Below are 24,511 nucleotides of genomic sequence, written 5' to 3' on the forward strand. Positions count from 1 at the left end.
ACCAAAGGCCCGCAACGGAAACCGGCCGCAGCCCGCCCCCGCGGCCCGTGCCCGCGACCCGACAACCGCACGACTGCCCCGACGCTCGGCTCGCCTCGTTGTCGCCGCCTGCCCGAACCTCGACCACCGCTCCGCCCGACAGTCGAGCACCGACACCGACTATCACTCACCCTGTTGTCGCCGCCCGTCTGAACCTCACTCACCGCCCCACCAGGCAGGCAATACGGTTGCAGCGGCCAAGTGCGAGCGCCTCAAGCGCTTCGCCCCCACCGAGCACCTCAACCAGCGCGGTCATCACCGCCAACCCGAACTCCTACGCCCCCTGAAGCCCAATCACATCGGGCACCCGAGCGGCGTGGATCTTGATGTCGAGGGTCGGCATCGCGGGTTGGCCGGACGCTGTCGTTGCGGCGTGGCTAGCGTTCCACCGGCGTCGTAGGAGCCGGGGCGCCTTCCGGAGCGGCCAGGATCTTCTGCCAGATCCCCACGTCGTGCCACTCGCCGTGCTTGTAACCCGCGGCCTTGATCGTGCCCACCAACTCGAACCCGCACGCCGCGTGCAGCGCCTCGCTGCCAGGGTTGGGACTCGTCACCTGCGCCATGACGCTGTGGAAGCCCTGAGCCTCGAGCCGCTTGAGCAGCTCCCGATAGAGCGTCGAACCGACGCGCCTGCCGCGCTGCCCGGCCGCCACGTACACGGTCGCCTCGGCGGTCCAGTCGTACGCCTGCCGGGCGTTCCACGGCTTCGCATAGGCCACGCCGACCGCCTTGCCCCTGACCGTGCCGTCCGCGACAGTCGCCAGCAGCCAGGGATACCGGCTGCCGTATGCCGCGATGTCGTGCTCCCACTCGGCGGGGGTCTGCGCCTCGGTGCGGAAGTTCGCGGTGCTCTCGGCGATGTAGTGGTTGACGATCGCGGCGATCTCCGGGGCGTCCTCGGGCTCGGCGAAGCGAACGGCGACCAGGTCAGTGCTGCTCATGGGCGAACTGTATCCAGCGGCGGGAACCATGCCGGGCCGCGATCCCGCCAGACGGCGATGCACCACACCGAGCTCGCTGCGCCTGCTCCGACAGGCCGTGCTCACCAGACCGTGCTCGGCCGCCACATGCAGATCGCCGGTCGCAGACCGCCCGAGGACCGGAAGTCCTCCACCGCACGCGCCAGCGTGCTCAGCGCGATGTGCGCGTCCGAAGGGAACACGCTGGCCGTGTCCATGTCCCGGTAGAGCGGGATGTCGGGGGACAGCGGCTCCTTCGAGTAGGTGACCCACGCGCCCGGGCCGTAGTCCTCGCCGCCCGGGCCGTAGTACGCCAGCGCGCCGACCTCGTTCGCCTTGTCGGCGACGATCTTGAGCCCGTGGTCGGGCCGTCCTCCCGGTTCGTACCCGGGCCGGTCGCGCACGAGCGCGGTCGCCACCTGCACCAGGTCGGCGGACACGATCGTCGCCACGGCGGCGGCCACGCCGTCCGGGTCCTGGGCGAGCAGCACCTGGGTCCCGTAGTCCCGGGTCTCGAGGGTGAACTCGACGCAATAGCCGGCGACGTGCGCATGTGCGGGTCCGGCGCTCATGGGTGGTTCTCCTTCCGCGTCAGGAGAGGCGGACGTGCGGAACTGGGAGTCGTGGGGATAGTCGAGGCTGATCGCCATGGCGGACACCGCACCTCACATTGTCGGGGTGTTTTGAGCATCGACAGTACGTCCGCCATCGGCCCGTATGGCCGATCAGTCGGGAAGTTGACAGAAAAGCACTGATATGCCGTGACAATCTGTCCATGCAACTGGCAGATTCCAATCAGGAGCGAGCGCGCCACCCCCACCGGGACCGGCTCCCTCCGCGGGGCCCGAGCGCGGCAAGATGGAACCCATGCGTGTAGAGCTGCTGGGGCCGTTGCGGGTGCTCGACGACTCGGGAGCCGAGGTCGCCGTCCCCGCCGGTCGCCAGCGCGCCCTCCTGGCCCGGCTCGCGCTCGAACCGGGGCGCGCCGTCTCGTCCGACGCGCTCGTCGACGCCCTCTGGCCCGCCGCGGCGCCCGTCAACGCCGCCGGCGCGCTCCACACCCAGCTCTCGCGGCTCCGCCGTCGGCTCGGCGACCGCGTCGCCACGGAAGCGAACGGTTACCGGCTCACCGGAGTCGCCGTCGACCTCTCCGAATTCGAACAACTTGCTGCACAAACCGAAGTGGCCTCTAGAGAGGACGCTCCCGCCGTCGTCCGCGACCGGGCCGAAGCCGCTCTCGCGCTCTGGCGCGGTCCGTCCGAACTCGAACGCCACGACTTCGCCGAAGCCGTCCTCGTCAGACTCGCCGCTCGCCGCGAGGCCGTCGCGGCCCTCCGCGCCGACGCCCGCCTCCGACTCGAAGGCGCCGAGGCCGTCTTGGCCGAATTCGCGGCCGGGCACGCCGCCGATCCCATGAACGAACCGCTCGCGGCCCGGTACATGCGGGCCCTGGCCGCGGCCGGCCGCCAGGCCGAGGCCCTCGCGGTCTACGACCGGGTGCGCACGGCGCTCGCCGACGAGCTCGGCGTCGACCCCTCGGCGCAGCTGCAAGAGGCCCGCCTCGACGTCCTCCGCGGCGTCGAACCCGCCCCCGCCCCGGCGAACGCGCGTCGCCTGCCGCAGCCCTTGACCGCCTGCATCGGCCGCGAATCCGAACTGGAGGCCCTGCCCGCGCTGCTGGCCGCCGACCGGCTCGTGACCCTCACCGGACCCGGCGGCACCGGCAAGACCCGCCTCGCCGTCGAGACCGCCCGCCTCCTCGAAGCGCGCGGGACGACGGCGCGCCTGGTCGAACTCGCACCCGTCACGGACGCCGCGCGCCTGCCCGAAGTCGTCCTCGACGCGCTCCGCCTCACCGAATCCCCGACCTCCCGACGCATCGGCGACCCGCTGGACCGGCTCGTCGAAGCCCTCCGCGCCGCCGACATGCTCCTCGTCGTCGACAACTGCGAGCACGTCATCGCCGCGACGGCCGACCTCATCGCGTTCCTCCTGCCCCGCGCCCCCGGCGTCACCGTCCTCGCCACCAGCCGCGAACCCCTCGGCATCACCGGCGAGCACGTCTTCGCGCTCGCCCCGCTCGCCCTTCCCGGCCCGGACGCCGAACCCGGCCCCGCCGTGCGGCTCTTCGCCGAACGCGCCGCCCGAGCCGACCGCGAGTTCACAATGGACGCATCCGGCGCGTCCCTGGTCGCCGAGATCTGCACCGCGCTCGACGGGCTGCCGCTCGCGATCGAGCTCGCCGCCGCACGGCTGCGGACCATGAACCTCGCCGACCTCGCCGCGCGTCTGCACGACCGCTTCGGCCTGCTCACCCGCGGCGACCGCACGGCGGCGCCCCGCCAGCGCAACCTCCGCGCCGTCGTCGACTGGAGCTGGGACCTCCTCGACGACGCCGAACGCCTGGCCCTCGCCCGCTTCTCGGTCTTCAACGGCGGCGCCGACCTCGACGCCGCCTGCGAAGTCTGCGAGACCGATGTGGACATCATCGCGAGCCTGGTCGACAAGTCCCTGGTCCAGCGGCTGCCGAATGGCCGCTACCGGCTCCTGGAGACCATCCGCGCCTACGCCGCCGGGCGACTCGCCGAACTCGGCGAGACCGCCGCCCGCCGCGTCGCGCACGCCCGCTGCTTCGCCCGCCGCGCCGAGCGCGCCGAACGACACCTCATGCGCGCCGAGCAGGTCGCATGGCTCGACCGCCTCGCGCTCGACCACGGCAACTACACCGCCGCGATCCGGCGCATGATCGCCGCCGGGAACACCGAACTCGCCTACCGCACCCTCGCGCCGCTCTCCTGGTACTGGTGGATGCGCGGCCACCGGCGCGAAGGCCAGGAACTCGCCCGGCAGGTGCGGGCCATGCCGATCGACGGGGGGATCACGCCGCTCCAGCGGGCGAGGCTCGCGCTCGCCGGCAACTGGGGCATGTGGTCCGGTTCGCTCGACCCGTCCGTGGTCGGCGCCGAGTACGAAGCGGCCCAAGCGCTCATCGAGGAGCACGACCTCTACGAGGCCGAGCCCGTCCTGAGGATGGTCCCGGTGATCCGGGCGCTGCTGGCCGGGGACGGCGACACGCTGCGCGCGATCGCGGCGGGGCTCGACCCCGATCGCGACGCGTGGGTCAGGGGCATGACCCTGCTGTTCCTCTCCGACGTGTCCGTCAAGGCGGGCGACCTCGACCGGGCGGCCGCCGAGATCGCCGAGAGCCATGCGATCTTCGAGCGGCTCGGCGAGCGGTTCGGCCTGGTCATGTCGCTCCAGTCCCTCGCGGCCGGACGCATGGCCGTGAAGGACTACCTCGGGGCGCGCGGGCTGCTGACCCGGGCGCTCCAGGCGGAGTCCGAGTTCGGGGCCGACCTGGCGGACTCGGTGATCGTGGAGCACCTCTGGCGGCTCGACGCCGAGTACGGTCCGGACCCGGCCGCATTGCTGGAGGAGCTGCGCGAGGCGGCCGGGCGGGCGAGGCGGATCGGCAACATCGAGAACGTCGTCGGCGCGGCCACGGCCGCGTCGATCTGCCTGCGCCGCCTCGGGAAGCTCACCGAAGCGCGCGACCTGCTGCTCGACGCGGAGTCCGAGCTGCCGAGGTACCTGAGCTTCTCGGAGAGTTCGCTGCACCTGTTCCGGCAGGCGGCGGCCGTGGCGCGCGAGATCGGCGACCCGGACCTGGAGGCCCGGGCGGCCGCGCGCCTCGCACAGAGCGCCTGGCCCTTCAGCGCCTAGCGCTCAGTCGCCGAGCCGTCTGCGGTAGGCCCGCAGCGACAGCGGCACGAACACCGCGACGATCGCCGCGCACCAGCCGAAGAGCGCGAGCACCTCTCCGCCCGGCGTGCCCCCGTCGAGGAACACCCGCATCGAGTCGGCGAGCGCCGACAGCGGGTTGATCTCGGCCAGCCACTGCACCGCGCCCGGGAGCGTCTCGATCTCCACGAAGATCGTCGAGGTGTAGGCCAGCGGCATGAGCAGGCTGATCATCCAGGTCTGGATCTGCTCCTCGCTCTTGGCGGTGAGGCCGGCCAGGGCCATCGTCCAGGAGGCGGAGAACAGGAACAGCAGGAGCACCCCGGCCGCCGCGGCGGTGCCGAGGACGCCGCCCTCGGCCCGGTAGCCGATCGCGAACGCGACGCCGCCGACGACGAGCAGCGCCCACGCGTGCTTCGCCATGTCGGCGCCGATCCGCCCGGCGAGCAGCGCGAACCGGGAGACCGGCATGGCCGTGAGGCGGTCGAACACGCCTTCCTTGATGTCGCCGTAGAGTCCCAGGCCCGTGGCGACGATGGCGAAGAACAGGCCCATCGCGATGATCGTCGGCCCGGCGTACTGGAGGAAGTCCTGCCAGGACCCCATCATCTGGCCGCCCATGAAGAACGTGATCGACAGCAGGATCATCAGCGGGATCATGAAGAAGTCGATGAGCTGGGCGGGCTGGTGCCGGATCGAGGCGAGCGAGCGCGCCGCCATCGACGCCGATTGGGCCAGGGCTCCGCGCTTCGTCGTCCAGGTCGTGTCCGTGGCGGCGTTCGTGTGCAAGGCGGTCATGCGGCCGGCTCCTTCGTGCGTTCGTCGTCTCGGGCCTCGGCCCGGTGTCCGGTGAGGGTCAGGAAGACCTCGTCGAGGGTCGGCTCGTCGAGCCCGAAACCCGCCAGGTCGATTCCGGCCTGCCCGACGCGGGCCATGACGGCCTGCGCCTCGCCCGCGTTGGCGACCGGCACGACCACGGTGCCGTCCTCGTTGCGGGCCTTGACGTCGATCGCCCATTCGGCGAGCTGGACCAGGCGCTCGGCCGCCTCGGGCCGGGCGGGGGACAGGCGCAGCACCTGCCCGCCGACGGCCTGCTTCAACTGCGAAGGCGTGCCGGACGCGATGACGCGGCCGGCGTCGATGACCGCGATCGAGTCGGCCAGCTGGTCGGCCTCCTCCAGGTACTGGGTGGTGAGCAGGACCGTCGTGCCCGCGGCGACGAGCTCCCGCACGACCTCCCACAGGCCGCCCCGGCTCTTCGGGTCCAGGCCCGTGGTCGGCTCGTCGAGGAACAGCACCTCCGGGCGGCGCACGATCGAGGCCGCGAGGTCGAGGCGGCGCCGCATCCCGCCGGAGTACTTGCCCGCGGCGCGCGTGGCGGCATGGGCGAGGTCGAACCGCTCGAGGAGCTCGTGGGCGCGGGTCCTCGCCTGGCGGCGCGAGGCCCCGAGGAGCCGGGCGATGAGGACGAGGTTCTGCTCGCCGGAGAGGTTCGGGTCGAGCCCGGCGTACTGGCCGGTGAGGCCGATGCGCTCGCGGACCTGCGCGGCCCGCGTCGTGACGTCGAGGCCGAGCACGTGCGCGGTCCCCGCGTCGGGCCGGGTGAGGGTGGACATGACGCGGACGGCCGTGGTCTTGCCCGCGCCGTTGGGGCCGAGGACTCCGAGCACGGTGCCGGGGGCCGCGGCGAGGTCCACGCATCTGAGCGCCTGGACCTCGCCGAAGGACTTCTTCAGCCCCCGGACTTCGATGGCGTATCGCATGGGGTGCGCCTTTCTGGTTCGCTTCCTGTGGAACCAGCGTGCGGCCCTCGCCTGTCAGTCCGCTTTCACGCGGCTTTCACGGCCCTCGGGCCGGCTTTCACGGCCGAAGGCGGAGTGAACGGTCAGGCCGGGTCCGGGAGGGCGGCGATGAGGCCCGCGGCCACGGTGTTCATCTCCTCAGCGGACTGCTCCTCACCCACCTTGCTCTCGTCCCAGGCGCCGAAGATCGCCGCGATGTAGCGGTGGTCCGGCCCGAGGGTGCCGGTCGAGACCAGGAAGCGGTCCGGTTTGCAGCACCCCCAGCCCTGCTTGACCGCCCAGTCGAGGTCGCCCGCGGCGGTGGGGATGCCGAAGGTCTGGTCGTAGCCGTCGGCTCCGACCGCCGTCGTCGCCTCCATCGCGTCGACGATGACGGTGCGCTCGCTCTCGGGCAGTTCCGCGAGGACGTGTTCGTACATGCGCACCACGTCCGTGGCCGAGATCAGGATGTCGCCCCAGCGTCCCCACTCCGGTGAGGGCGTCGTGTGCCGGAGTCCCATCTCCTCCGCCAGCTCCTCGATGAGGACGGGACCTTCGACGCGGCCCCACAGCTCGTTGGCGATCGGGTCGTCGCTCCAGGAGATCATCTCGGCCACCACGGACGGGTCGACGCCGCGTCGGAGCGCGCCGACGGCGATCATGACCTTCGAGACCGACATCGTGTAATGGACTTCGTCGGGACGGTAGCTGAGCAGGTACCGGTCCTCGACCGAGTCGTAGAGCACGAAGCTGAACTCGCCGGCGAGACCGGCCTCTTCGACGAGCTCCGCAGCGGCCAGTTCGGGGTCCTGCTCCTGCTCCGGGCTGGGCGAGGGGGCCGGCAGGAAATGGATCTCGGCCTTCGGTTCGGGAGTCAGTGCGACGATGCCGACCGTCAGCGACAGGACCGCGATCACGGCGAGCGCCGTGATCGCGAGCGGTTTCCGACGGACGACGGCGCTGAACCGAGGAGGCATGCGGAACCCATTTCCGTCGTAGGGGTGAGCTGAGGGGGCAGTCGGGAGTCTAGCAATTTCGCTCGCCCGGGAAGGAGGTGAAGGGGCCGCCTCCGCGATGCGGAGGCGGCCCTTCTCGGGAGGAGTGCCCGGCCGGTGACGACGACGCTTGCGAGCCGTAAATCAGCCGGTCACGGCGACGCTTGCGGGCCGTAAATCAGCCGGTCACGGCGACGCTTGCGAGCCGTAAATCAGCCCTTGATCGCGCCGGTGATCACGGCCTTCGTGAAGTGCTTCTGGATGAACGGGTACATGATCACGATCGGGATGATGGTGCAGACCACGACGGCCATCTTCAGCGCCGCGGTCGGCGCCGCGGCCGTGGACTGGTACTGGGCCGCCTGCGAGGCCGCGCCGGGCAGGCCCTGGGTCGACATGAGCATCCGCTGGAGCACCACCTGGATCGGCTGGACGTCCTGGCTCGGGATGTACAGCACCGCCTGGAAGTAGATGTTCCAGTACATGACCGCGTAGAACAGCGCGATGACCGCGAGGATCGCCTTCGACATCGGCAGCACGATCTTGAACAGGGTCCGGAACTCGCCGGCCCCGTCCATCTTCGCGGCGTCGAGCAGCTCGCCCGGCACGCTGTTCATGAAGAACGATCGCAGCACGATCAGGTTGAAGGCGTTCATCGCCATCGGCAGGATCAGCGACCAGTAGCTGTTGAACAGGCCCAGCGACTGCACCACCAGGAAACTCGGGTACAGGCCCGGCGCGAACAGGAAGGTGAAGAGGACGAGCATCAGCAGCGGCCGGTGCAGCAGGGTCCCCGGACGCGAGAGCCCGTAGGCCGCGCCGATGGTGATCACCATGCTGATCGCGGTGCCGCCCAGGGTCAGGCCCATGGTCAGCAGCAGCGACTCGGTGAGCGCGCCGCCCGAGAAGATCTCCTCATAGGCCTTCAGGCTCACGTCGGTCGGGATGAGCAGCAGGTTGCCGCCGGCGCGGGAGAGCGCCTCCTCGCTGGCGAAGCTGGTCGCGACGACCGCCCAGATGGGGAGCACGATCGCGGCCGCGTAGCAGACGAGGAAGGCCGCCTTGACGAACTTGCCGAGGAACGAGGGCTCCTCGTCCCAGGAGGGGCGCTTGTCGCCGCGGCGCCGCGGTTGGATCCGAATGTCGGTGGTGGTCATGACTTCTGGTAGATCCCTTGCTCTCCGAGGCGGTGCGCGACGTTGTTGGCGATGAGGATCAGGATGAGCCCGATCACGCCCTTGAACAGACCCGCCGCCGTGCCGAAGGATTCGGACTGGGGCCCGATGATGCTGCGGTAGTAGACGAAGGTGTCGAGCACCTCGGTGGCGCCGAAGCCGACCGAGTCGCGCTGCAGCTGGTACTGCTCGAAGCCGACGGTCAGGATGCCGCCGAGCTGCAGGATGAGCAGCAGCACGATGACGGGCCGGATGCCCGGGAGCGTGATGTGCCACATGCGCTTCCAGCGTCCGGCGCCGTCGACGGCCGCGGCCTCGTACAGGCTCGGGTTGATCGAGGCGAGCGCCGCCAGGAAGATGATCATGCCCCAGCCGGCGTCCTTCCAGGCCCACTGCATCCAGGCCAGGAACACGAAGGAGTCGCCGTCGGTCATGAAGGTCAGGCGGTCGCCGCCGGACTGCAGCAGCAGGTTGGAGACCAGGCCGTCGGAGCCGAGCATCTGGACGAAGACGGTGACGACCAGGACCCAGGAGAAGAAGTACGGCAGGTACACGACCGACTGGAACAGGCTCCGGATCTTGGTCGAGACGACGCTGTGCATCACCAGCGCCAGCACGATCGACAGCGGGAACACGAACGCCAGTTGCGCCAGGGCGAACTTCAGCGTGTTCCCGAGCGCCGGGAGGAAGTACGGGTCGGAGAACAGCCGCCCGAACCAGGCGAAGCCCACGATCGGGTTCTCCCAGAAGGGCCGGTGCGGGCTGTAGTCCATGAACGCGATGACGTTCCAGGCGCTGGGCCAGTAGAAGAAGATCGCGAGCTGCGCCATGGCGGGCAGGGTGAGCAGGAGCAGAGGCCAATCGTGGCGGAACCGCTGGCCCACCGTTCGCTTCCGCTTGACGCGGGGACGCTCCGTGGGGGCCTGCGCGGCTCCCGGAACTGAAGTCTGGAGTGCTGCCATCGTGATTCTTGTATCCGGTCCGGTTCGCAGTCAGAGGGACAGGGAGCGAGTGGCCGGGCGGCCCGCCCGAGCGGGCCGCCCGGCCATCGGATTACTCGCCGTGGAGGGACTCGTAGACGGCCGTGAAGTGCTCGCGGCCTTCTTCGCCGCCGTTGTTGAGGAAGGTCTCGACCATCGCCGGGATCTCCGAGAGTTCGGCGCGGCCGTAGGCCACGTCGTTCTCCTGGTCCTGCAGGTTCTGGGCGGCGGCGGTGAAGGCCGCCGGGGCCTCGACGCGGACGCCCGCCCAGATGTCCTCCTCGAAGTACTCCTTGAGGGCGGCGTTCTGGTCGAACAGGGCCTGGACCATCGCGGGCGGGCCGGTCAGGAACTTCTGGACCTCGCCGGAGAAGGTCTTGTAGTTGACGGGGGCCTGGACCACGCTGACGCCCAGGTCGGTGTAGACCGGGGTGCCGTCCTCGCCGTAGTTGAAGTGCGTGCCCTCGACGCCGTACTCCAGCAGCTCCCACTCCTTGGTGCCGTACGGGGCCGAGCAGAAGTTGGCGACGTCGAGGAGCTCCTCGACCTGCTCCTGGGAGAGGTCCTTGTTGAGGAAGACCCAGCCTTCGACGTCGGCCTTGGCGTGCACCAGCGGGGTGCGGCCCTCGACGGCGATCGCGCCGAGGGTGCCGATGCCGCCGGGGGCCTCGCCGCTGTTGACCCAGTCGGTGTACTCGCTCCAGAAGGTCATGCCGTCCTGCTGGAACAGGCTGGTGCCCGCCTTGAAGAGCTGCTTGGTGTCCAGCGTGCCGCTGGCGATGTCCGGGTGCTGCAGCTTCTCGTCGTGCAGGATGCGGCGGAACTCGAGCCACTCGGTGTACTCGGGGCGCTCGGAGTTGTGGACGAGCTTGCCGTCGATGTAGGCCCAGCCGTCGCCGCTGGCGAGGCCGAACCAGGCCGGGGTGAGCCAGTCGGAGCCCAGGAACGCCCACTTGCCGGCCGCATCGTCGGAGAACGCGCGGGCGACCTCGAGCACTTCGGCGGTGGTGGTCGGGACCTCCATGCCGAGCTGCTCGAGCAGGTCGGTGCGGTAGAACATGGCGTTCTGGGTGCCGCCCAGCATGGAGCCGGGGATGCCGAAGATGCGGGCGGACTCGGGGTCCTCGGGGTCGGTCGACCAGACGGCCCTGGCCCAGACCTCGTCCCCGAGGCTGGCCAGCAGCGGCCAGCGGTCGGAGATGTCGCCGGAGAGGAGGTCGGTCAGATCGTAGAACGAGTTGACGACCGTCTCGCGGAAGTTCGGGTGCGCGTAGAGCATCCAGCTGAAGATCTGGATGGCGTCGCCGAACTCGTTGGCCTGCAGCCACTGCTGCGAGGTCTCCGCGTAGGTGTTGCCGTCCGAGTGGCGAAGGTGCACGACGGTGCCGCCCCAGGCCTCATTGACGGTGGCGTAGTACTCGTCGTCCCTGGAGGGCGCCTCGCCCCACATCGGGACGGTGAGTTCGTACGTGCCCGTCCCGGAGGGCAGGTCGGTGACCGCCTGGACGGTCTCGGGGTAGCTGGTGAACCCGGAGGGGTGGTTCGGCGGCTCGCCGACCAGGTCGGGCTCCAGCGGCAGCTTCCATTCCTTGTATTCGGGGAGGAAGTCGAATCCGGTCTGGACCTGGGCGGTGCCGCTGCCCGACTCGATGTCGCTGCACGCGGCGATGAAGGGAAGTCCCGCGGCGCCGGCCGCGCCGAGGCCGGCCGCCTTGAACAGGGAGCGGCGCCGGAAGATCGACCCGTCTGAGGGAGTAGCCACGTTGCTGGTCCTTTCGGTCGTACTGCGTTGTGAGGGTTTTTGGGAGGGGGTGCGGCCGATAATTAGTTCGGCTATTCGATAAACTAAAGTAGCGCACGGTGACACCCCGCACAAGGCGGGGGTCAGGCGAAACGGATGCGGATTGATCACGATTCGGGAACGGGGCTTGTGGTGCATCACGCGCATGGACCACTGTCAGGGACGGTTCGACGACGGGTTGTCGCCATCCGTGACAATGCTCATTGACGGCTCGCAAGCGTCGCCGAAGGGGCTCATTGACGGCTCGCAAGCGTCGCGGAGGGAGTTCGTCAACGGTTCCCAAGCGTCGCGGAGGGAGTTCGTCAACGGTTCCCAAGCGTCGCCGAGGGGGCCCATTGGCGGCTCGCGAGGTGCCGCCGAGAGCGCCTGTGAACGGTTCGCAAGCGTCGTCGAGAGCCCCTGTCGAGGCCCCCGAAGCGTCGCGGAGAATGCCGGAATACGGTTCGCCCGGGCTGCCGAGCGCGCCGCGTCACGGCCGGCAGACGACACTGAATCGTGCCGAATCACGGTTCGCCGGTGCCACCGGAACCGATCGACGGCCCCAGCCGTCGAGCACGCCCACCGAAGGCCCGCACCCCGGGCCCGAGGCGAGACACGAGAACAGCAGGAGGAAGCATGGCGATGCGCATAGCGTCGAAGGCGGCCGGGGCCGTCGGCGACGAGGATCGAGGCCGCGCCAAACGGGCCGACTTCACCGACGTGCGGGCCAACAACCTCGGCTTCGTGCTGCGCCAGGTCCGCTCCGAAGGCCGCTGCTCCCGCGCCGACCTCGCCGCCAAGACCGGCCTGAACAAGGCCACCGTGTCCTCGCTCGTCGCCGAGCTCATCGAGCGCCGCGTGCTGCGCGAGTCCGGTTCGGTCATCGGCAACATCGGCCGCCCCGCGGTCCTCCTCAGCGTCGACACCGGCTACTACGCCTCGCTCGGCGTCGAGGTCAACGTCGACTACATGACCCTCGTCGCCGTCGACCTGGCCGGGAACCGCCTCCTGTCCTGGCGGCGCGCCCACGACGGCGCCGGCTCCACCGCGGGCCGCTCGGTCTCCGCGCTCGCCGGGCTCGCCAAGCGGGCCGTCGACAAGATGGACTCCGAAGGCCGCCAGATCCTCGGGCTCGCCGTCGCCGTGCCCGGCATGATCGACAACGACGGCGTCGTCCAGCGCGCCCCCATGCTCGGCTGGTCCGAATTCGACCTCACCGGCCGCCTGCGCCAGGCGATGCGCGACCCCAAGTACGCCGTGACCGCCGACAACGACGCGAACCTCGGCGCGGTCGCCGAGCAGCGCTTCGGCTCCTGGGCCGGCGTGTCCAACATGATCTATCTGACCGGCGAGATCGGCCTGGGCGCCGGTCTCATCATCGACGGCGAACTGCGCCGGGGCGCAACGGGGTTCGCCGGCGAGATCGGCAACCTCCTCATCGACGTGGACGGCCGCGTCGGCCGCGTCGAGGACCTGGCCGGCGTCCGCGCAGTCCTCAGTGAACTGTCCGAGTCGGACGACATCGCCGGTGCCGAGGTCGAGGCCGAAGTCGAGGACGTGGTCACCCGCGCCCGCGCCGGCGACCCCCGCGTCCTGGAGTCCCTCGCCCGCATCGGTCGCGCCCTGGGCGCCGGCATCGCCCTCGCCGTGGACCTGATCAACCCCGAAGCGGTCGTCCTCGGCGGCCACTACCAAGCGCTGAGTCCGTGGATCGGGCCCGCCGCGGAGGGGGAACTCGCCGCGCGCACCCACGCCTCGGGGGCGGGCGGAGCCGAGATCGTGGTCTCGGCCCTCGGGCACGAGGCCCCGGCCCTCGGCGCGGCCACCGGCATCCTCAACGACATCGACGCCGGCAAGATGCCGACTCCCCTCGGCAGCTAGCTCGGCCCCCATGCGAAACGGCCCCCGGCGCACCCCTGGATAAGAGGCGTGCCGAGGGGCCGCCGACCGGCTCCGATCCGGTTGTTTCAGAACTGTTACCCCGTTCGTTTCCGCAGGCCACAACCCTGCGAAGCGGGCGAAACCCGTCAATCGCACACGCTGCGCCGCCTCGTCCGCCTTGACGCCGGATGAACTGGGGGTGTAGAAATCTTGCATTCCTCAATCGAAGCGCTTCGACAAGCTTCTTCACTGAAAAAACGGCGCCGCAGGGCCGCCCACGTCATCGAAGCGCTTCGACAAGCCAGCGACAGCGAAGTCCAGCAAGGAAGTCCCACATGTCTGACCCGCGTCCCGCCTTCCGCGACCCCCGCCTCTCTCGCGAGGAGCGCATCGCCGACCTCCTCTCCCGTCTCACGCTGGACGAGAAGATCGGGCTGCTGCACCAGTACCACCGGCCCGTCGAGCGGCTCGGCATGGGTCCCTTCAAGACCGGCACCGAAGCCCTCCACGGGCTCGCCTGGCTCGGCGAGGCCACCGTCTTCCCGCAGGTCGTCGCGCTCGGCGCCACCTGGAACCCCGAACTCGTGGAGCAGGTCGGCGCGGCCGTGGCCGACGAGGTGCTCGCCTTCAACCACGAGGACCCGGTGAAGGTCGGCCGCAACGTTTGGGCCCCCACCGTCAACCCGCTGCGCGACCCCCGCTGGGGCCGCAACGAGGAGGGCTACTCCGAGGACGCGTGGATGACCGGCGTCATGGGCGCCGCCTACGCCCGCGGCCTCAAGGGCGACGACGGCACCACCTGGAAGACCGCGCCCACCGTCAAGCACTTCCTCGCCTACGGCAACGAGGCCGACCGCTGCGTCACGTCCTCGAACATGCCCCCGCGCGTGCTCCGCGAATACGAGTTCGCCGCCCACCGCCCGGCACTGGCGAGCGGCGACGCGGTCGCCGTCATGCTCTCCTACAACCTCGTCAACGGCCGCCCCGCGCACGTGACGCCGCTGGTGAACACCGAGCTGCGGACCTGGACCGCCGACGAGGTCTTCATCGTCTCGGACGCCTACGCGCCCAACAACCTCGCGCAGCTCCAGGGTTACTTCGAGGACCTCCCCACGGCCTACGCCGCCGCCGTCAAGGCCGGGCTCGACTCCTTCACCCAGGACGACGACCGCCCCGACGAGGTCCTCGCCCACCTCGCCGCCGCCATCGACCGCGGCCTGCTCGAGGAGGCCGACATCGACACCGCCGTGCGGCGCAACCTCTACGTGCGCTTCGGACTCGGTGAATTCGACCCCGAGGACGCCTACGCGCACATCGGCCGCGAGGTCGTCAACTCGCCCGAGCACCAGGCCCTCGCCCGCGAGGCGGCGACCCAGTCGATCACGCTGCTCAAGAACGACGGGATCCTTCCCCTGAAGGCCCCTGAGAAGATCGCCGTCATCGGCCCGCTCGCCGACACCCAGATGCAGGACTGGTACTCCGGCACGCTGCCGTACGCCGTCACCGCGCGCCAGGCGCTCGCCGAACGAGCCGAGGTCGTCTACTGCGAGGGCGTCGACCGGATCCGGCTGCGCCACAAGCGCGGCTACGTCACCGCGAGCGCCGACGGCGCCGAGCTCACGCTCACCGACGCCCAGGGCGCGGACGCGCAGTTCGACCTGTTCGACTGGGGCGGCTGGTCCTACACGGCCCGCAACGTCGCCACGGGGAAGTACGTCGACGGCCGCGCCGACGGCACCGTCGGCGCCGACTCGGTCGGCCCGCACGAGTTCGACGTGCACGAGACCTTCAAGATCGTCGAGGTCGAGGGCGGCAAGGTCGCCGTCCAGCAGATCCACAAGGCCGAGGGCGCCGAGACGGGCCGCTGGTTCTCCATCGCGGACGGCCGCGTCGTGCTGACCGACGACTTCACCGAGGCCGCCGAGTTCGACTTCGAGTTCGTCGTCAAGGCCCGCACGGTCGCCGCCGAGCTCGCCCGTGAGGCCGACGTCGTCGTCGCCGTCCTCGGCGACCACCCGCTCGTGAACGGCCGCGAGACCGAGGACCGCACGGACCTCAGGCTCCCCGACGCCCAGGAGTGGCTCCTCCGCGACGTCCACGCCGCGAACCCGAATATCATTCTGGTCATGTCCGCCTCGTACCCGTACGCCGCCAACTGGGCCGCCAAGCACGTGCCCGCGGTGGTGTGGTCCGGCCACGGCGGACAGGAATGGGGCAACGCCCTCGCCGACGTCCTCTACGGCGACCGCGACGCCGAGGGCCGCCTCCCGCAGACGTGGTACACCGACGCCGCCGAACTGCCCGCGCTGCTCGACTACGACATCGTGGCCTCCGACGCGACGTACCTGTACTACCTCGGCCAGCCGCTCTACCCGTTCGGCCACGGCCTGTCCTACGCCGAGTTCAAGTACGCGAACCTGACCGTCGACCGCGAGCAGGCCCGGCCCGGCGACGACCTCGAGGTCACCGTGGAGGTCACCAACACCGGTGACCGCGACGGCGTCGAGGTCGTGCAGCTCTACTCGCACCAGTGCGGCTCGCGCGTCAAGCAGCCCCTGCGCCAGCTGCGCGCCTTCGAGAAGCTCCGCCTCGCCGCGGGCGAGACCCGCACGGTCGCCTTCACGGTCCCCGTGGACGACCTGGCCCACTGGGACAACGTCACCGGGCGCATGGTCTGCGAGAAGAGCCGGCAGCGCCTCATGGTCGGCCGCTCCGCGACGGACATCGTGCTCTCGGCGTCGGTGCGCATCGACGGCGAGGTCGTCGGCCCGCGCGACCTGTCGCGGCCGCTGGAGGCCACTGCGAACGACGCGTACTCCGGCGTGGTGTGGCGCGACGAGAGCCGCACCTCCGGCGACGTGATCGCCGCCGAAGAGGCCGACGGCTGGATCATGCTCGGCGACTGCGATTTCGGCTCCGCCGACCGCGGGCGCGGCGCGGCCGGCCCCACCACCGTCACCGCTCGCGTCGCCGGACAGGCCTCGCAGCTCACGCTGCGCGTGGACGACCCGCTCGACGGGGACGTGCTCGCCAAGATCGACACCCCGACCACCGGCGGCGTTTACGACTACGTCGACGTCACGGTCGAACTCGGTCGCGTCGAGGGCGTCAAGGACCTGTACGTGACCTTCGAGTCCGGCCCGGTCCGCCTGGCGTCGCTCGCGTTCGGGCCGGCCTGATGCCCGGCCCCGGACGCGGTGTCACCATCGCCGACGTCGCGGCTCGCGCCGGCGTGGCGGCCAGCACCGTGTCCTACGTCCTGAGCGGGAAGCGCTCGATCTCCCCCGAGACGGCCGACCGCGTCATGCAGGCCGTGGCCGACCTGGGCTACCACCCGCACGCCGGGGCGCGCTCGCTCGCCTCCCGGCGCGCGGGGGTCATCGCGATGATGCTGCCGCTGCGCGACGGCATGCACCTGCCGGTGCTCATGCAGTTCGCCTCCGGCGCGGTCACCGAGGCGCGCCGCCACGACCAGGACGTGCTCCTGATGACCGCCGACGAAGGCCCCTCGGGGCTGGCCCGCATGGCGGCCTCGGCGATCGTGGACGGCCTCATCCTCATGGACGTGGAGGTCCAGGATCCGCGCGTGGAGACCCTGCGGCGCCTGGGACTCCCGAGCGTTCTCATCGGCTTCCCCGCGGACGCCGAGGGACTGACCTGTGTGGACCTCGACTTCACGGCGGCCGGCAGGGTCTGCGCCGACTACCTGATCGAGCGCGGCTGCGAGGACATCGCGCTCCTCGGCGCGTCGGAGGCGGTGTACGAGCGCCGCACCGGCTTCGCCGAGCGGGTGCGGGAGGGCTTCCTGGGCCGGTCCGGCCCGCGCGGCGAGGTCTGGCCCTGCCCCGACGACGCGGTGGCCGTGCAGCGCACCGTGAAGGAGCTCCTGACCTCCAAGCCCGACCTCACGGGCCTCGCGGTCCACAACGAACCGGCGGTCGGCCACGTCATGCACGCCCTCTCCGACGCGGGCAAGCGCGTGGGGGAGGATTTCCAAGTGGTCGTCATCGGCCCCGACGAGATCGCGGAGCGGGTCCACCCCCAGCTCCCGTCCGTCCTCGTCCCGGCCGAGACGCTGGCGGAGACGGCGGTCCGCCACCTGATGCGCAAGCTCGACGGCCTCGAAGTCGCCGACGCGACCTTGATCGAACCGCAGCTGACCCTGCGCTAGACGGCGGAACGGCGGCCCCGGGGAGATGAGAGCCCGGGGCCGCCGTTCGCTTCTCCAGTTGTCTCTTCATTTGTGAGGAGTGCGGTCTTCAAGGGGCGCTAGCCGACGGCGACGCCCTGCTCTTCGAGCCACGCGAGGGAGTCGACCTTCTCGCCCCTGACCAGGACCTCGAAGTGCAGGTGCGGTCCGGTCGAGTTGCCGGTGGTGCCGGCGAGGATGATCGTCTCGCCCTTGGCGACCTCGTCGCCGACGTTCACGAGCACCTCGGAGGCGTGGGCGTAGCGGGTCTCGACGCCGTTCCCGTGGTCGACGAAGACCACGTTGCCGTAGCCGCCCGCCTCGAACCCGACGTACGTCACGGTGCCCGCGCCGACGGACCAGATCTCGTCGCCCTGGTCGTCGCCGAAGTCGGTGCCGCCGTGCATCGAGCCGTTGCGCATCCCGTAGTACGAGGTGATCGGCGCGTCCGACGGCGCGGTCCACGGCTTGGCGGCCTCGGCCGCCTCCTCCGCGGCGATCCGCGCGGCCTCTTCGGCGGCGGCCTGCTCTTCAGCGGCCTTCGCGGCGGCCTCGGCGGCCTTCCGTTCGGTCTCCGCCGCCTTCGCCTCCTCCTCCGCGGCGGCCGCGGCCTCGGCCTCCAGGCGGGCGGCCTCTTCGGCGGCGTACTCCTCCGCCATGTCGGCGAGCACCGTGTCCACCGGCCAGTCGGCCTGCACCACGGTCTCGTGCTGCTCCGACGCGGATTCGGCGATCTGCGCGGCGGCGGTCTGGCCGGAGATCGTGGCGAGTCCGGCGCCGACGAGGATCGCGGCGGCGAGGCCCCCGTTCACCCAACGCCAACTGTGACGTTCGCGACGGATGCGTCGGCGCCTGACAATGGCGCGGAGCCGGCGGCTGGTCAGTTCGCGGCCTGCGGATTCGCAGGTGTCGTGATGTTTGCCCATAGCGCGGGGAAACCTACCCGACCCGATCCCGACAATCGGTCCGAGACCTGCGGAAACAACGCCCGAACTGGTCCTCTCGCAGGTCAGGTCGAGACCCCGGGGCAACCGCGCCTCCTCCGAAAGGAGGAGCCTCTTCACTGTCAGTGATCACGCGCGCGCAAAAGGTGTTCCCGGTTATATCGGTAGCTCCGTGACGTACGACGCGGCCTAAACTTGGCAAGTCTGCGGCCGTTCCGGCCCCGACATCGCCTGAAGGAGTGCCCCATGATCACCGCTACCGGTCTCGAGCTGCGCGCCGGGTCGCGCATCCTCCTGTCCGGGGCCGATCTGCGGATCCAGCCCGGCGACAGGATCGGCCTCGTCGGACGCAACGGCGCCGGCAAGACCACCACCATGAACGTCCTCGCAGGGCTCACTCAGCCCTACAGCGGCAAGGTCGAGTGCTCCAGCCCGTTCGGCTACCTCCCGCAGGACCCGCGCTTCGCCGACCTCACGCAGACCGCCTCGAACCGGGTCCTCTCGGCCCGCGGCCTCGACCAGCTCCTGTCCGACCTCGCCAAGACCGAGGCCGAACTCGCCGAGGTCGCCGACGACGCGCATCGCGACAAGCTCGTGCGCCGCTACTCCCGGCTCGAAGAGCAGTTCTCGGCCCGCGGCGGGTACGCCGCCGAGTCGACGGCCGCCCGCATCTGCTCCAACCTGGGCCTCGAAGACCGCATCCTCGCGCAGCCGCTGGCGACCCTCTCGGGCGGCCAGCGCCGCCGCGTCGAACTCGCCCGGATCCTCTTCGCCGACGACGGCGACGGCATCCTCCTGCTCGACGAGCCCACCAACCACCTCGACGCCGACTCCATCAACTGGCTCCGCGGCTTCCTCGCCGGGCACAAGGGCGGCCTCGTCCTCATCACGCACGACGTCGACCTGCTCGACGAAGTGGTCAACAAGGTGTGGTTCCTCGACCCGACCCGCTCGGTGATCGACGCCTACAACCTCGGCTGGAAGGCCTACCAGCGCCAGCGCGCCGAGGACGCCGAGCGCCGCCGCCGCGAGCGGGCGAACGCCGAGAAGAAGGCCGCCAGCCTCACCAAGCAGGCCGCCAAGCTCGGCGCGAAGGCCACGAAGGCCAAGGCCGCCAAGGGCATGCTGCGCCGCGCCGAGGAGATGCTCGACAACCTCGACGAGGATCTGCTGCAGGAGAAGGTCGCCGACGTGCGGCTCCCGCAGCCCGCCCCGTGCGGCAAGGTCCCGTTGACGGCCACGGGCCTGTCGAAGTCGTACGGCTCGCTGGAGATCTTCACCGGCGTCGACCTCGCCATCGACCGCGGCTCCCGCGTGGTCATCCTCGGTCTCAACGGCGCGGGCAAGACCACGCTGCTGCGGATGCTCGCCGGGAGCATCGAACCCGACACCGGGGAAGTGGTGCCCGGCCACGGGCTCCGCATCGGCTACTTCGCGCAGGAGCACGACACGCTCGACCACACCGGCACGGTCCTGGAGCAGATGCAGTCCTCCGCGTCGGCATCGGGCGCGGACCTGCCGGACTCGGAGCTGCGCAAGATCCTCGGCGCGTTCCTGTTCCCCGGCGACGACGTGCACAAGCCCGTGCACGTCCTCTCGGGCGGCGAGAAGACCCGTCTGGCGCTCGCCAGCCTGGTCTGCTCGGGAGCGAACGTGCTGCTGCTCGACGAGCCGACGAACAACCTCGACCCGGCGAGCCGCCAGCAGGTGCTCGACGCCGTCGACGGTTTCAGCGGCGCGATCGTGATGGTCACGCACGACCCGGGCGCGGTGGAGGCACTCCGCCCCGAGCGCGCGATCCTGCTCCCCGACGGCGACGAGGACCTGTGGTCCGACGAGCTGATGGAGCTCGTCGAGCTCGCGTGAGCGGTCGGCGGCCGGAGGCCGTGCTCAGCCCGAGTACATGAGGACGATCGCCGCGCAGGCGCCCGCCGCCGTGGCCGCCAGCGGCGCCCGCACCGACCGCTTCCGGTCGCCTCTCGCGGTGACGGCGACGATGAGCCAAGGGCACAAGGCGATCCAGCCGTACTCGGGCCGTTCGGGGTTCGAGCCGCTCAGCGGTGCGATCATCAGCGCCAGCAGCGGGCCGATCATCAAGGGCCACGCCGAGCTCGATCCGAAGCGCCGCAGGCTCTCCACCGCCGCCGGGCCGCACGCGACGAACACCAGCGCCGGCATCAGGGCGAGCCACCACAGCTGGCCGGGGTGCGCCGCGATCTCGCCGATCGCCGCGTCGTACGTGTCGACCAGACCGTGCGGCCACGAGTTCCCGAACGCCGCCGCCACCGCCAGCACGGCCAGGGCGGCCCACGCCGAGACCAGGATCAGCGTCGGCCGCCGCCGCGCGAAGTACAGGCACAGCAGCGAGACCGCGAACCACGCCGCCCCGTACGACAGCAGCGCCGCGGCCCCGAGCAGTCCGCCTGTGGCGGCCGCGCCCCAGAACGCGTCCGAGCCCTTCACCCGCCGCTCCGAGACGACCGCGCCGCACGCGAGCACCGCCGCGCACGCCGCCGCGGCGACGCCGTCGATGCCCAGCGTCGACCAGGCCGCCCACGGCCCCAGGATGAGCACGGGCGCGAGCGCGCGCGCCGCCACCGGACCCGACACCGACTTCACCGCGACGAGCGTCAGCGGCACCGTCAGGCACGACACCGCGACGACGGTGATCGCCAGGCCCGCTTCGGAACCGGTGTACGACACCAGGAGCGCGGTGGCCCCCCGTGCCCCGGCGGTCGCCGTGGACATCGTCGTCGGGGCCACATTGGTGTGCAGCGCCGCCGACCACGTGATCGAGGCCAGATAGGACAGCACCAGCAGCGTGTTCCACGACATGCGCGCCGCCGCCGGCCGCGAGGCCACCGCCAGCACGCCCGCCGCCGTCAGCGGCGCGACCACCATTCCGGCCGTGACGTGCAGCGACAGGTTCTGCGCGGGCCACCAGGGCAGCGTCGTCGGTCCGACCACTTCGGACGTCTCCACCGCGACCGACGCGAGGGTCAGCGTCGCCACCGCGACGGACAGCCAGATGACGATGTCGCGCGACGGGCTCAGGCGCCGCCGGGCCGGGGCGAGGGCGTCCACCCGTTCGGTGAATGAGGTCTGCGGTGCGGTCACGTTACGAAACTATCGGGTATCCGACACAAGCGACCGCCGGGCGAGGAAACTCCGGCAAACTTCACAACACACCTTCATCACCCTCCGTGCGTAGGAAAGGACACATGGCACCAGAGGTTCCACCCCGCAGCGGCGTCGCCCCGAACCCTCACCCGACGCAGGCCGCCAGGACCGATCCGAATCGGCAGGTGCGAGGCGACGAGCGCCGGGAGCTCACCGCATACGTGACCGCCGAGTACGAGCAAGGCCGGAGCATCCGCGACATCGCCTCCGCGATAGGGCGCTCCTACGGCTTCGTGCACCGCCTCCTCGCCGAAGCCGGCGTCGACTTCCGCACCAGAGGCGGGGCCCGCGGCCGTCCCCGGAAATAAAAGCGCACGGGTCGGGCGTTGACGAGCTGACTATTGACAGCAGCTACAGCCCAAGCCCGCCCCTCCGAGACGCCGCAGGCAGCCGACGAGCGAGGCCGACGAACGCACTTGGGCATCTCGACACAGGAGGCCCAGTGTCATCGATGGGACCTGCCGGGTGGGAGGCCATGCGCTCCATGCGGCGCGCGGACGACCTCAAAGGCGTCACACTCTCCCGCGGCGTGAAGCGGCGCATCCTGCGCTTCGCGCGGCCGTACTCCCGCGACATCGGGTTCTTCCTCGGACTCGTCACGCTCATCGCGGCCATCGGGGTCGCCACCCCGGTCCTCGCGGGCGACATCGTCAACGAGCTGACCGCTCCCGGCGGCACCCAGCGCGGCGTCGTCACCCTCGCGGCGGTCATCGCGGGCCTCGCCGCGGTCGAGGGAGTCCTGAACCTCGCGATGCGCTGGTACGGCGCGAAGCTCGGCGAGGGCATCATCTTCGACCTGCGGCGGGCGGTCTTCAACCACGTCCAGTCGATGCCCGTGGCGTTCTTCACCCGCTCGCAGACCGGCGCGCTGGTCTCGCGGCTCAACAACGACGTCATGGGCGCGCAGCGGGCCTTCACGAGCACGCTCTCGGGACTCGTCTCGAACGGCATCGCCGTCGCGCTCATCATCGGCGTGATGTTCTTCCAGTCCTGGCAGATCACGCTGCTCTCGCTCGTGCTGGTCCCGGTGTTCCTGGTGCCCGCCAAGTGGGTCGGCCGCAAGCTCGCGGTGCTCACCAAGGAGAGCTTCGACCTCAACGCCGCGATGAACACGCAGATGGCCGAGCGGTTCAACGTGGGCGGCGCGATGCTCGTGAAGCTCTTCGGCCGCCCCGAGACCGAGTCCGCCGAGTTCGCGGACAAGGCCGACCGGGTCCGCGGCATCGGCATCACGACCGCGATGTACGCCCGCACGTTCATCGTCGCGCTCACGCTCGTGGCCGGCCTCTCGCAGGCCCTCGCCTACGGGCTGGGCGGGGCGCTCGTCTTCGCCGGGCAGCTCGACGCCGGCACCGTCGTGACGCTCGCGCTGCTGCTCACGCGCCTCTACGGGCCGCTGACCGCCCTGTCGAACGTCCGAGTCGACGTCATGAGCGCCCTCGTCAGCTTCCAGCGGGTCTTCGAGGTCCTCGACCTCAAGCCGCTCATCCGCGAGTCGGAGGACGCCCGCGAACTGCCGGAGGGGTCCGCTTCGATCGCCTTCCGCGACGTCGACTTCCGCTACCCGGGCGCCGACGAGATCTCCTTGGCGAGCCTGGAGGACCTGGCCCGGCCCGACCGGTCCGACAACGGCCGCCAGATCCTGTCCGGGGTCTCCTTCACGGTCGAGCCGGGGGAGCTGGTGGCCCTCGTCGGGCACTCGGGCGCCGGGAAGACCACCACCGCGACCCTCGTGCCGCGCCTGTACGACGTGACGGGCGGCGCGGTCGAGGTCGGCGGCGTCGACGTGCGCGAGCTCAAGGCCGCCTCGCTGGCCGCGCGCATCGGCATGGTCACCCAGGACGCGCACCTGTTCCACGACACCGTGCGCGAGAACCTGCGCTACTCGCGGCCCGAGGCCACGGACGAGGAGATCTGGGAGGCCCTGGACCGGGCGCAGATCGGCGACACGGTGCGCCGCCTCGAATCCGGGCTCGACACGGTCGTCGGCGAGCGCGGCTACCGCTTCTCCGGCGGCGAGAAGCAGCGCCTGGCCATCGCGCGGGTCCTGCTCAAGGCCCCGCCGATCGTGATCCTCGACGAGGCGACAGCGCACCTCGACTCCGGGTCCGAGGCGGCCGTGCAGCGGGCCCTCGACACGGCCCTCGAAGGCCGCACCTCCCTGGTGATCGCCCACCGCCTCTCGACGGTGCGGCGCGCCGACAAGATCGTGGTCCTGGAGGACGGCCGGGTCGCCGAGTCCGGCACTCACGCCGACCTGGTGGGCCGCGGCGGCCTCTACGCCGAGTTGTACCGGACGCAGTTCGAGGAGCGGAGCGGGACGCTCGCCGGCGACGAGCGCAGCGACTCGGACGACGAGGCGCTCTCTCCCGTCAACTGAGCGACCTGGGGCGTCCAGCGCCGTCCCGAACAGCGGTGCCCCTGCCCGAATTCCCATATGTGAAGAAGATTTTGCACTGCCAGTTTTCAGCCAGGAGGCGGTACTGTAGGGTCCAGAGGCCACTCCGATATTCACCGGAGTGGTGAAGCGCCAGCAATGGCGGCACACCTCAGGCCGGAACGCCGAGCTGTTCACCAAGGACACCCCTGGAACGAGCAGGTCGGCGGGCCTGAACATCAACATCGCAAGGAAATGCAGTAATGGCGCAAGGCACCGTCAAGTGGTTCAACTCCGACAAGGGCTTCGGTTTCATCGCTCCCGATGACAACGGTCCGGACATCTTCGTCCACTTCACCGCGATCACCGGGAACGGCTACCGCTCCCTGGAGGAGAACCAGCGGGTCGAGTTCGAAGTCGAGCAGGGTCAGAAGGGCCCGCAGGCCGCTAACCTGCGCGCGCTCTAAGAGCCCCCTGAAAGCGAAGCCGC

Annotated in this window: 18 protein-coding genes; 8 read left to right on the forward strand and 10 right to left on the reverse strand. The window is 70.6% G+C overall.

The features are described 5' to 3' along the window. Nucleotides 1-416: 416 nt before the first annotated feature. Nucleotides 417-980 (reverse strand): GNAT family N-acetyltransferase, encoded by a 564-nt coding sequence (locus K3N28_RS14340; protein ID WP_228093230.1) that lies wholly within the window; start codon nt 978-980, stop codon nt 417-419. A 101-nt stretch (nt 981-1,081) separates the two neighbouring features. Then, nucleotides 1,082-1,570: an Imm1 family immunity protein gene (locus tag K3N28_RS14345; RefSeq protein WP_228093231.1), complete on the reverse strand. Its 489-nt coding sequence runs from the start codon at nt 1,568-1,570 to the stop codon at nt 1,082-1,084. A gap of 295 nt (nt 1,571-1,865) precedes the next feature. On the opposite strand from K3N28_RS14345, the gene K3N28_RS14350 reads away from it, so the two are divergent. Next, nucleotides 1,866-4,721: a BTAD domain-containing putative transcriptional regulator gene (locus K3N28_RS14350; protein WP_228093232.1), complete on the forward strand. Its 2,856-nt coding sequence runs from the start codon at nt 1,866-1,868 to the stop codon at nt 4,719-4,721. Between the two features lie 3 nt (nt 4,722-4,724). Here the strand turns inward: K3N28_RS14350 and K3N28_RS14355 are convergent, their stop codons facing one another. The 6 genes from K3N28_RS14355 to K3N28_RS14380 all read right to left on the reverse strand — a co-directional run bounded on the left by K3N28_RS14355 (nt 4,725) and on the right by K3N28_RS14380 (nt 11,432). Next, nucleotides 4,725-5,537 carry an ABC transporter permease gene (locus tag K3N28_RS14355; protein WP_228093233.1) on the reverse strand — a complete coding sequence of 271 codons (813 nt, stop codon included), beginning with the start codon at nt 5,535-5,537 and terminating at the stop codon, nt 4,725-4,727. Continuing rightward, on the reverse strand, nt 5,534-6,502 hold the full coding sequence (locus tag K3N28_RS14360) for an ATP-binding cassette domain-containing protein (protein ID WP_228093234.1): 969 nt from the start codon (nt 6,500-6,502) through the stop codon (nt 5,534-5,536). The genes K3N28_RS14355 and K3N28_RS14360 overlap by 4 nt, the downstream gene beginning before the upstream one ends. Nucleotides 6,503-6,624: 122 nt before the next feature. Beyond that, nucleotides 6,625-7,497: a hypothetical protein gene (locus tag K3N28_RS14365; RefSeq protein ID WP_228093235.1), complete on the reverse strand. Its 873-nt coding sequence runs from the start codon at nt 7,495-7,497 to the stop codon at nt 6,625-6,627. 230 nt (nt 7,498-7,727) lie between these two features. Further along, complete coding sequence (locus K3N28_RS14370; protein ID WP_228093236.1) at nt 7,728-8,672, reverse strand: carbohydrate ABC transporter permease; 945 nt, start codon at nt 8,670-8,672, stop codon at nt 7,728-7,730. Further along, nucleotides 8,669-9,652, reverse strand: a complete 984-nt coding sequence (locus tag K3N28_RS14375) for a sugar ABC transporter permease (RefSeq protein WP_228093237.1) — start codon at nt 9,650-9,652, stop codon at nt 8,669-8,671. Before K3N28_RS14375 ends, K3N28_RS14370 begins: the two co-directional genes overlap by 4 nt. A 91-nt stretch (nt 9,653-9,743) precedes the next feature. After that, nucleotides 9,744-11,432 (reverse strand): extracellular solute-binding protein, encoded by a 1,689-nt coding sequence (locus K3N28_RS14380; protein WP_228093238.1) that lies wholly within the window; start codon nt 11,430-11,432, stop codon nt 9,744-9,746. A 654-nt stretch (nt 11,433-12,086) separates the two neighbouring features. On the opposite strand from K3N28_RS14380, the gene K3N28_RS14385 reads away from it, so the two are divergent. The 3 genes from K3N28_RS14385 (at nt 12,087) to K3N28_RS14395 (ending at nt 17,502) form a co-directional block, all read left to right on the forward strand. Beyond that, nucleotides 12,087-13,331 carry an ROK family protein gene (locus K3N28_RS14385; protein ID WP_228093239.1) on the forward strand — a complete coding sequence of 415 codons (1,245 nt, stop codon included), beginning with the start codon at nt 12,087-12,089 and terminating at the stop codon, nt 13,329-13,331. Between the two features lie 335 nt (nt 13,332-13,666). Next, on the forward strand, nt 13,667-16,510 hold the full coding sequence (locus K3N28_RS14390; RefSeq protein WP_228093240.1) for a glycoside hydrolase family 3 protein: 2,844 nt from the start codon (nt 13,667-13,669) through the stop codon (nt 16,508-16,510). Beyond that, entirely contained in the window at nt 16,510-17,502 is a 993-nt protein-coding gene (locus tag K3N28_RS14395; RefSeq protein ID WP_228093241.1) for a LacI family DNA-binding transcriptional regulator, read from the forward strand. Before K3N28_RS14390 ends, K3N28_RS14395 begins: the two co-directional genes overlap by 1 nt. Before the next feature lie 98 nt (nt 17,503-17,600). Here K3N28_RS14395 and K3N28_RS14400 read toward each other — a convergent pair whose 3' ends face one another. After that, nucleotides 17,601-18,332 (reverse strand): M23 family metallopeptidase, encoded by a 732-nt coding sequence (locus K3N28_RS14400; RefSeq protein WP_228093242.1) that lies wholly within the window; start codon nt 18,330-18,332, stop codon nt 17,601-17,603. Between the two features lie 378 nt (nt 18,333-18,710). Between K3N28_RS14400 and K3N28_RS14405 the strand changes: the two genes are divergently transcribed. Next, the gene (locus K3N28_RS14405; RefSeq protein WP_228093243.1) at nt 18,711-20,330 is read left to right on the forward strand and encodes an ABC-F family ATP-binding cassette domain-containing protein; all 1,620 of its coding nucleotides are present in this window, start codon (nt 18,711-18,713) and stop codon (nt 20,328-20,330) included. A 24-nt stretch (nt 20,331-20,354) separates the two neighbouring features. Here K3N28_RS14405 and K3N28_RS14410 read toward each other — a convergent pair whose 3' ends face one another. After that, nucleotides 20,355-21,581, reverse strand: a complete 1,227-nt coding sequence (locus K3N28_RS14410; protein WP_228093244.1) for a hypothetical protein — start codon at nt 21,579-21,581, stop codon at nt 20,355-20,357. Between the two features lie 104 nt (nt 21,582-21,685). On the opposite strand from K3N28_RS14410, the gene K3N28_RS14415 reads away from it, so the two are divergent. From K3N28_RS14415 to K3N28_RS14425, 3 genes are all read left to right on the forward strand, one after another. Further along, complete coding sequence (locus K3N28_RS14415; protein WP_228093245.1) at nt 21,686-21,952, forward strand: helix-turn-helix domain-containing protein; 267 nt, start codon at nt 21,686-21,688, stop codon at nt 21,950-21,952. Between the two features lie 143 nt (nt 21,953-22,095). Beyond that, complete coding sequence (locus tag K3N28_RS14420) at nt 22,096-24,024, forward strand: ABC transporter ATP-binding protein (protein WP_228093246.1); 1,929 nt, start codon at nt 22,096-22,098, stop codon at nt 24,022-24,024. A 260-nt stretch (nt 24,025-24,284) separates the two neighbouring features. Continuing rightward, nucleotides 24,285-24,488: a cold-shock protein gene (locus tag K3N28_RS14425; protein WP_228093247.1), complete on the forward strand. Its 204-nt coding sequence runs from the start codon at nt 24,285-24,287 to the stop codon at nt 24,486-24,488. The last annotated feature ends 23 nt before the right edge of the window (nt 24,489-24,511 follow it).

This window comes from Glycomyces sp. TRM65418 (assembly GCF_019710475.1).
Lineage (GTDB): Bacteria > Actinomycetota > Actinomycetes > Mycobacteriales > Micromonosporaceae > Glycomyces.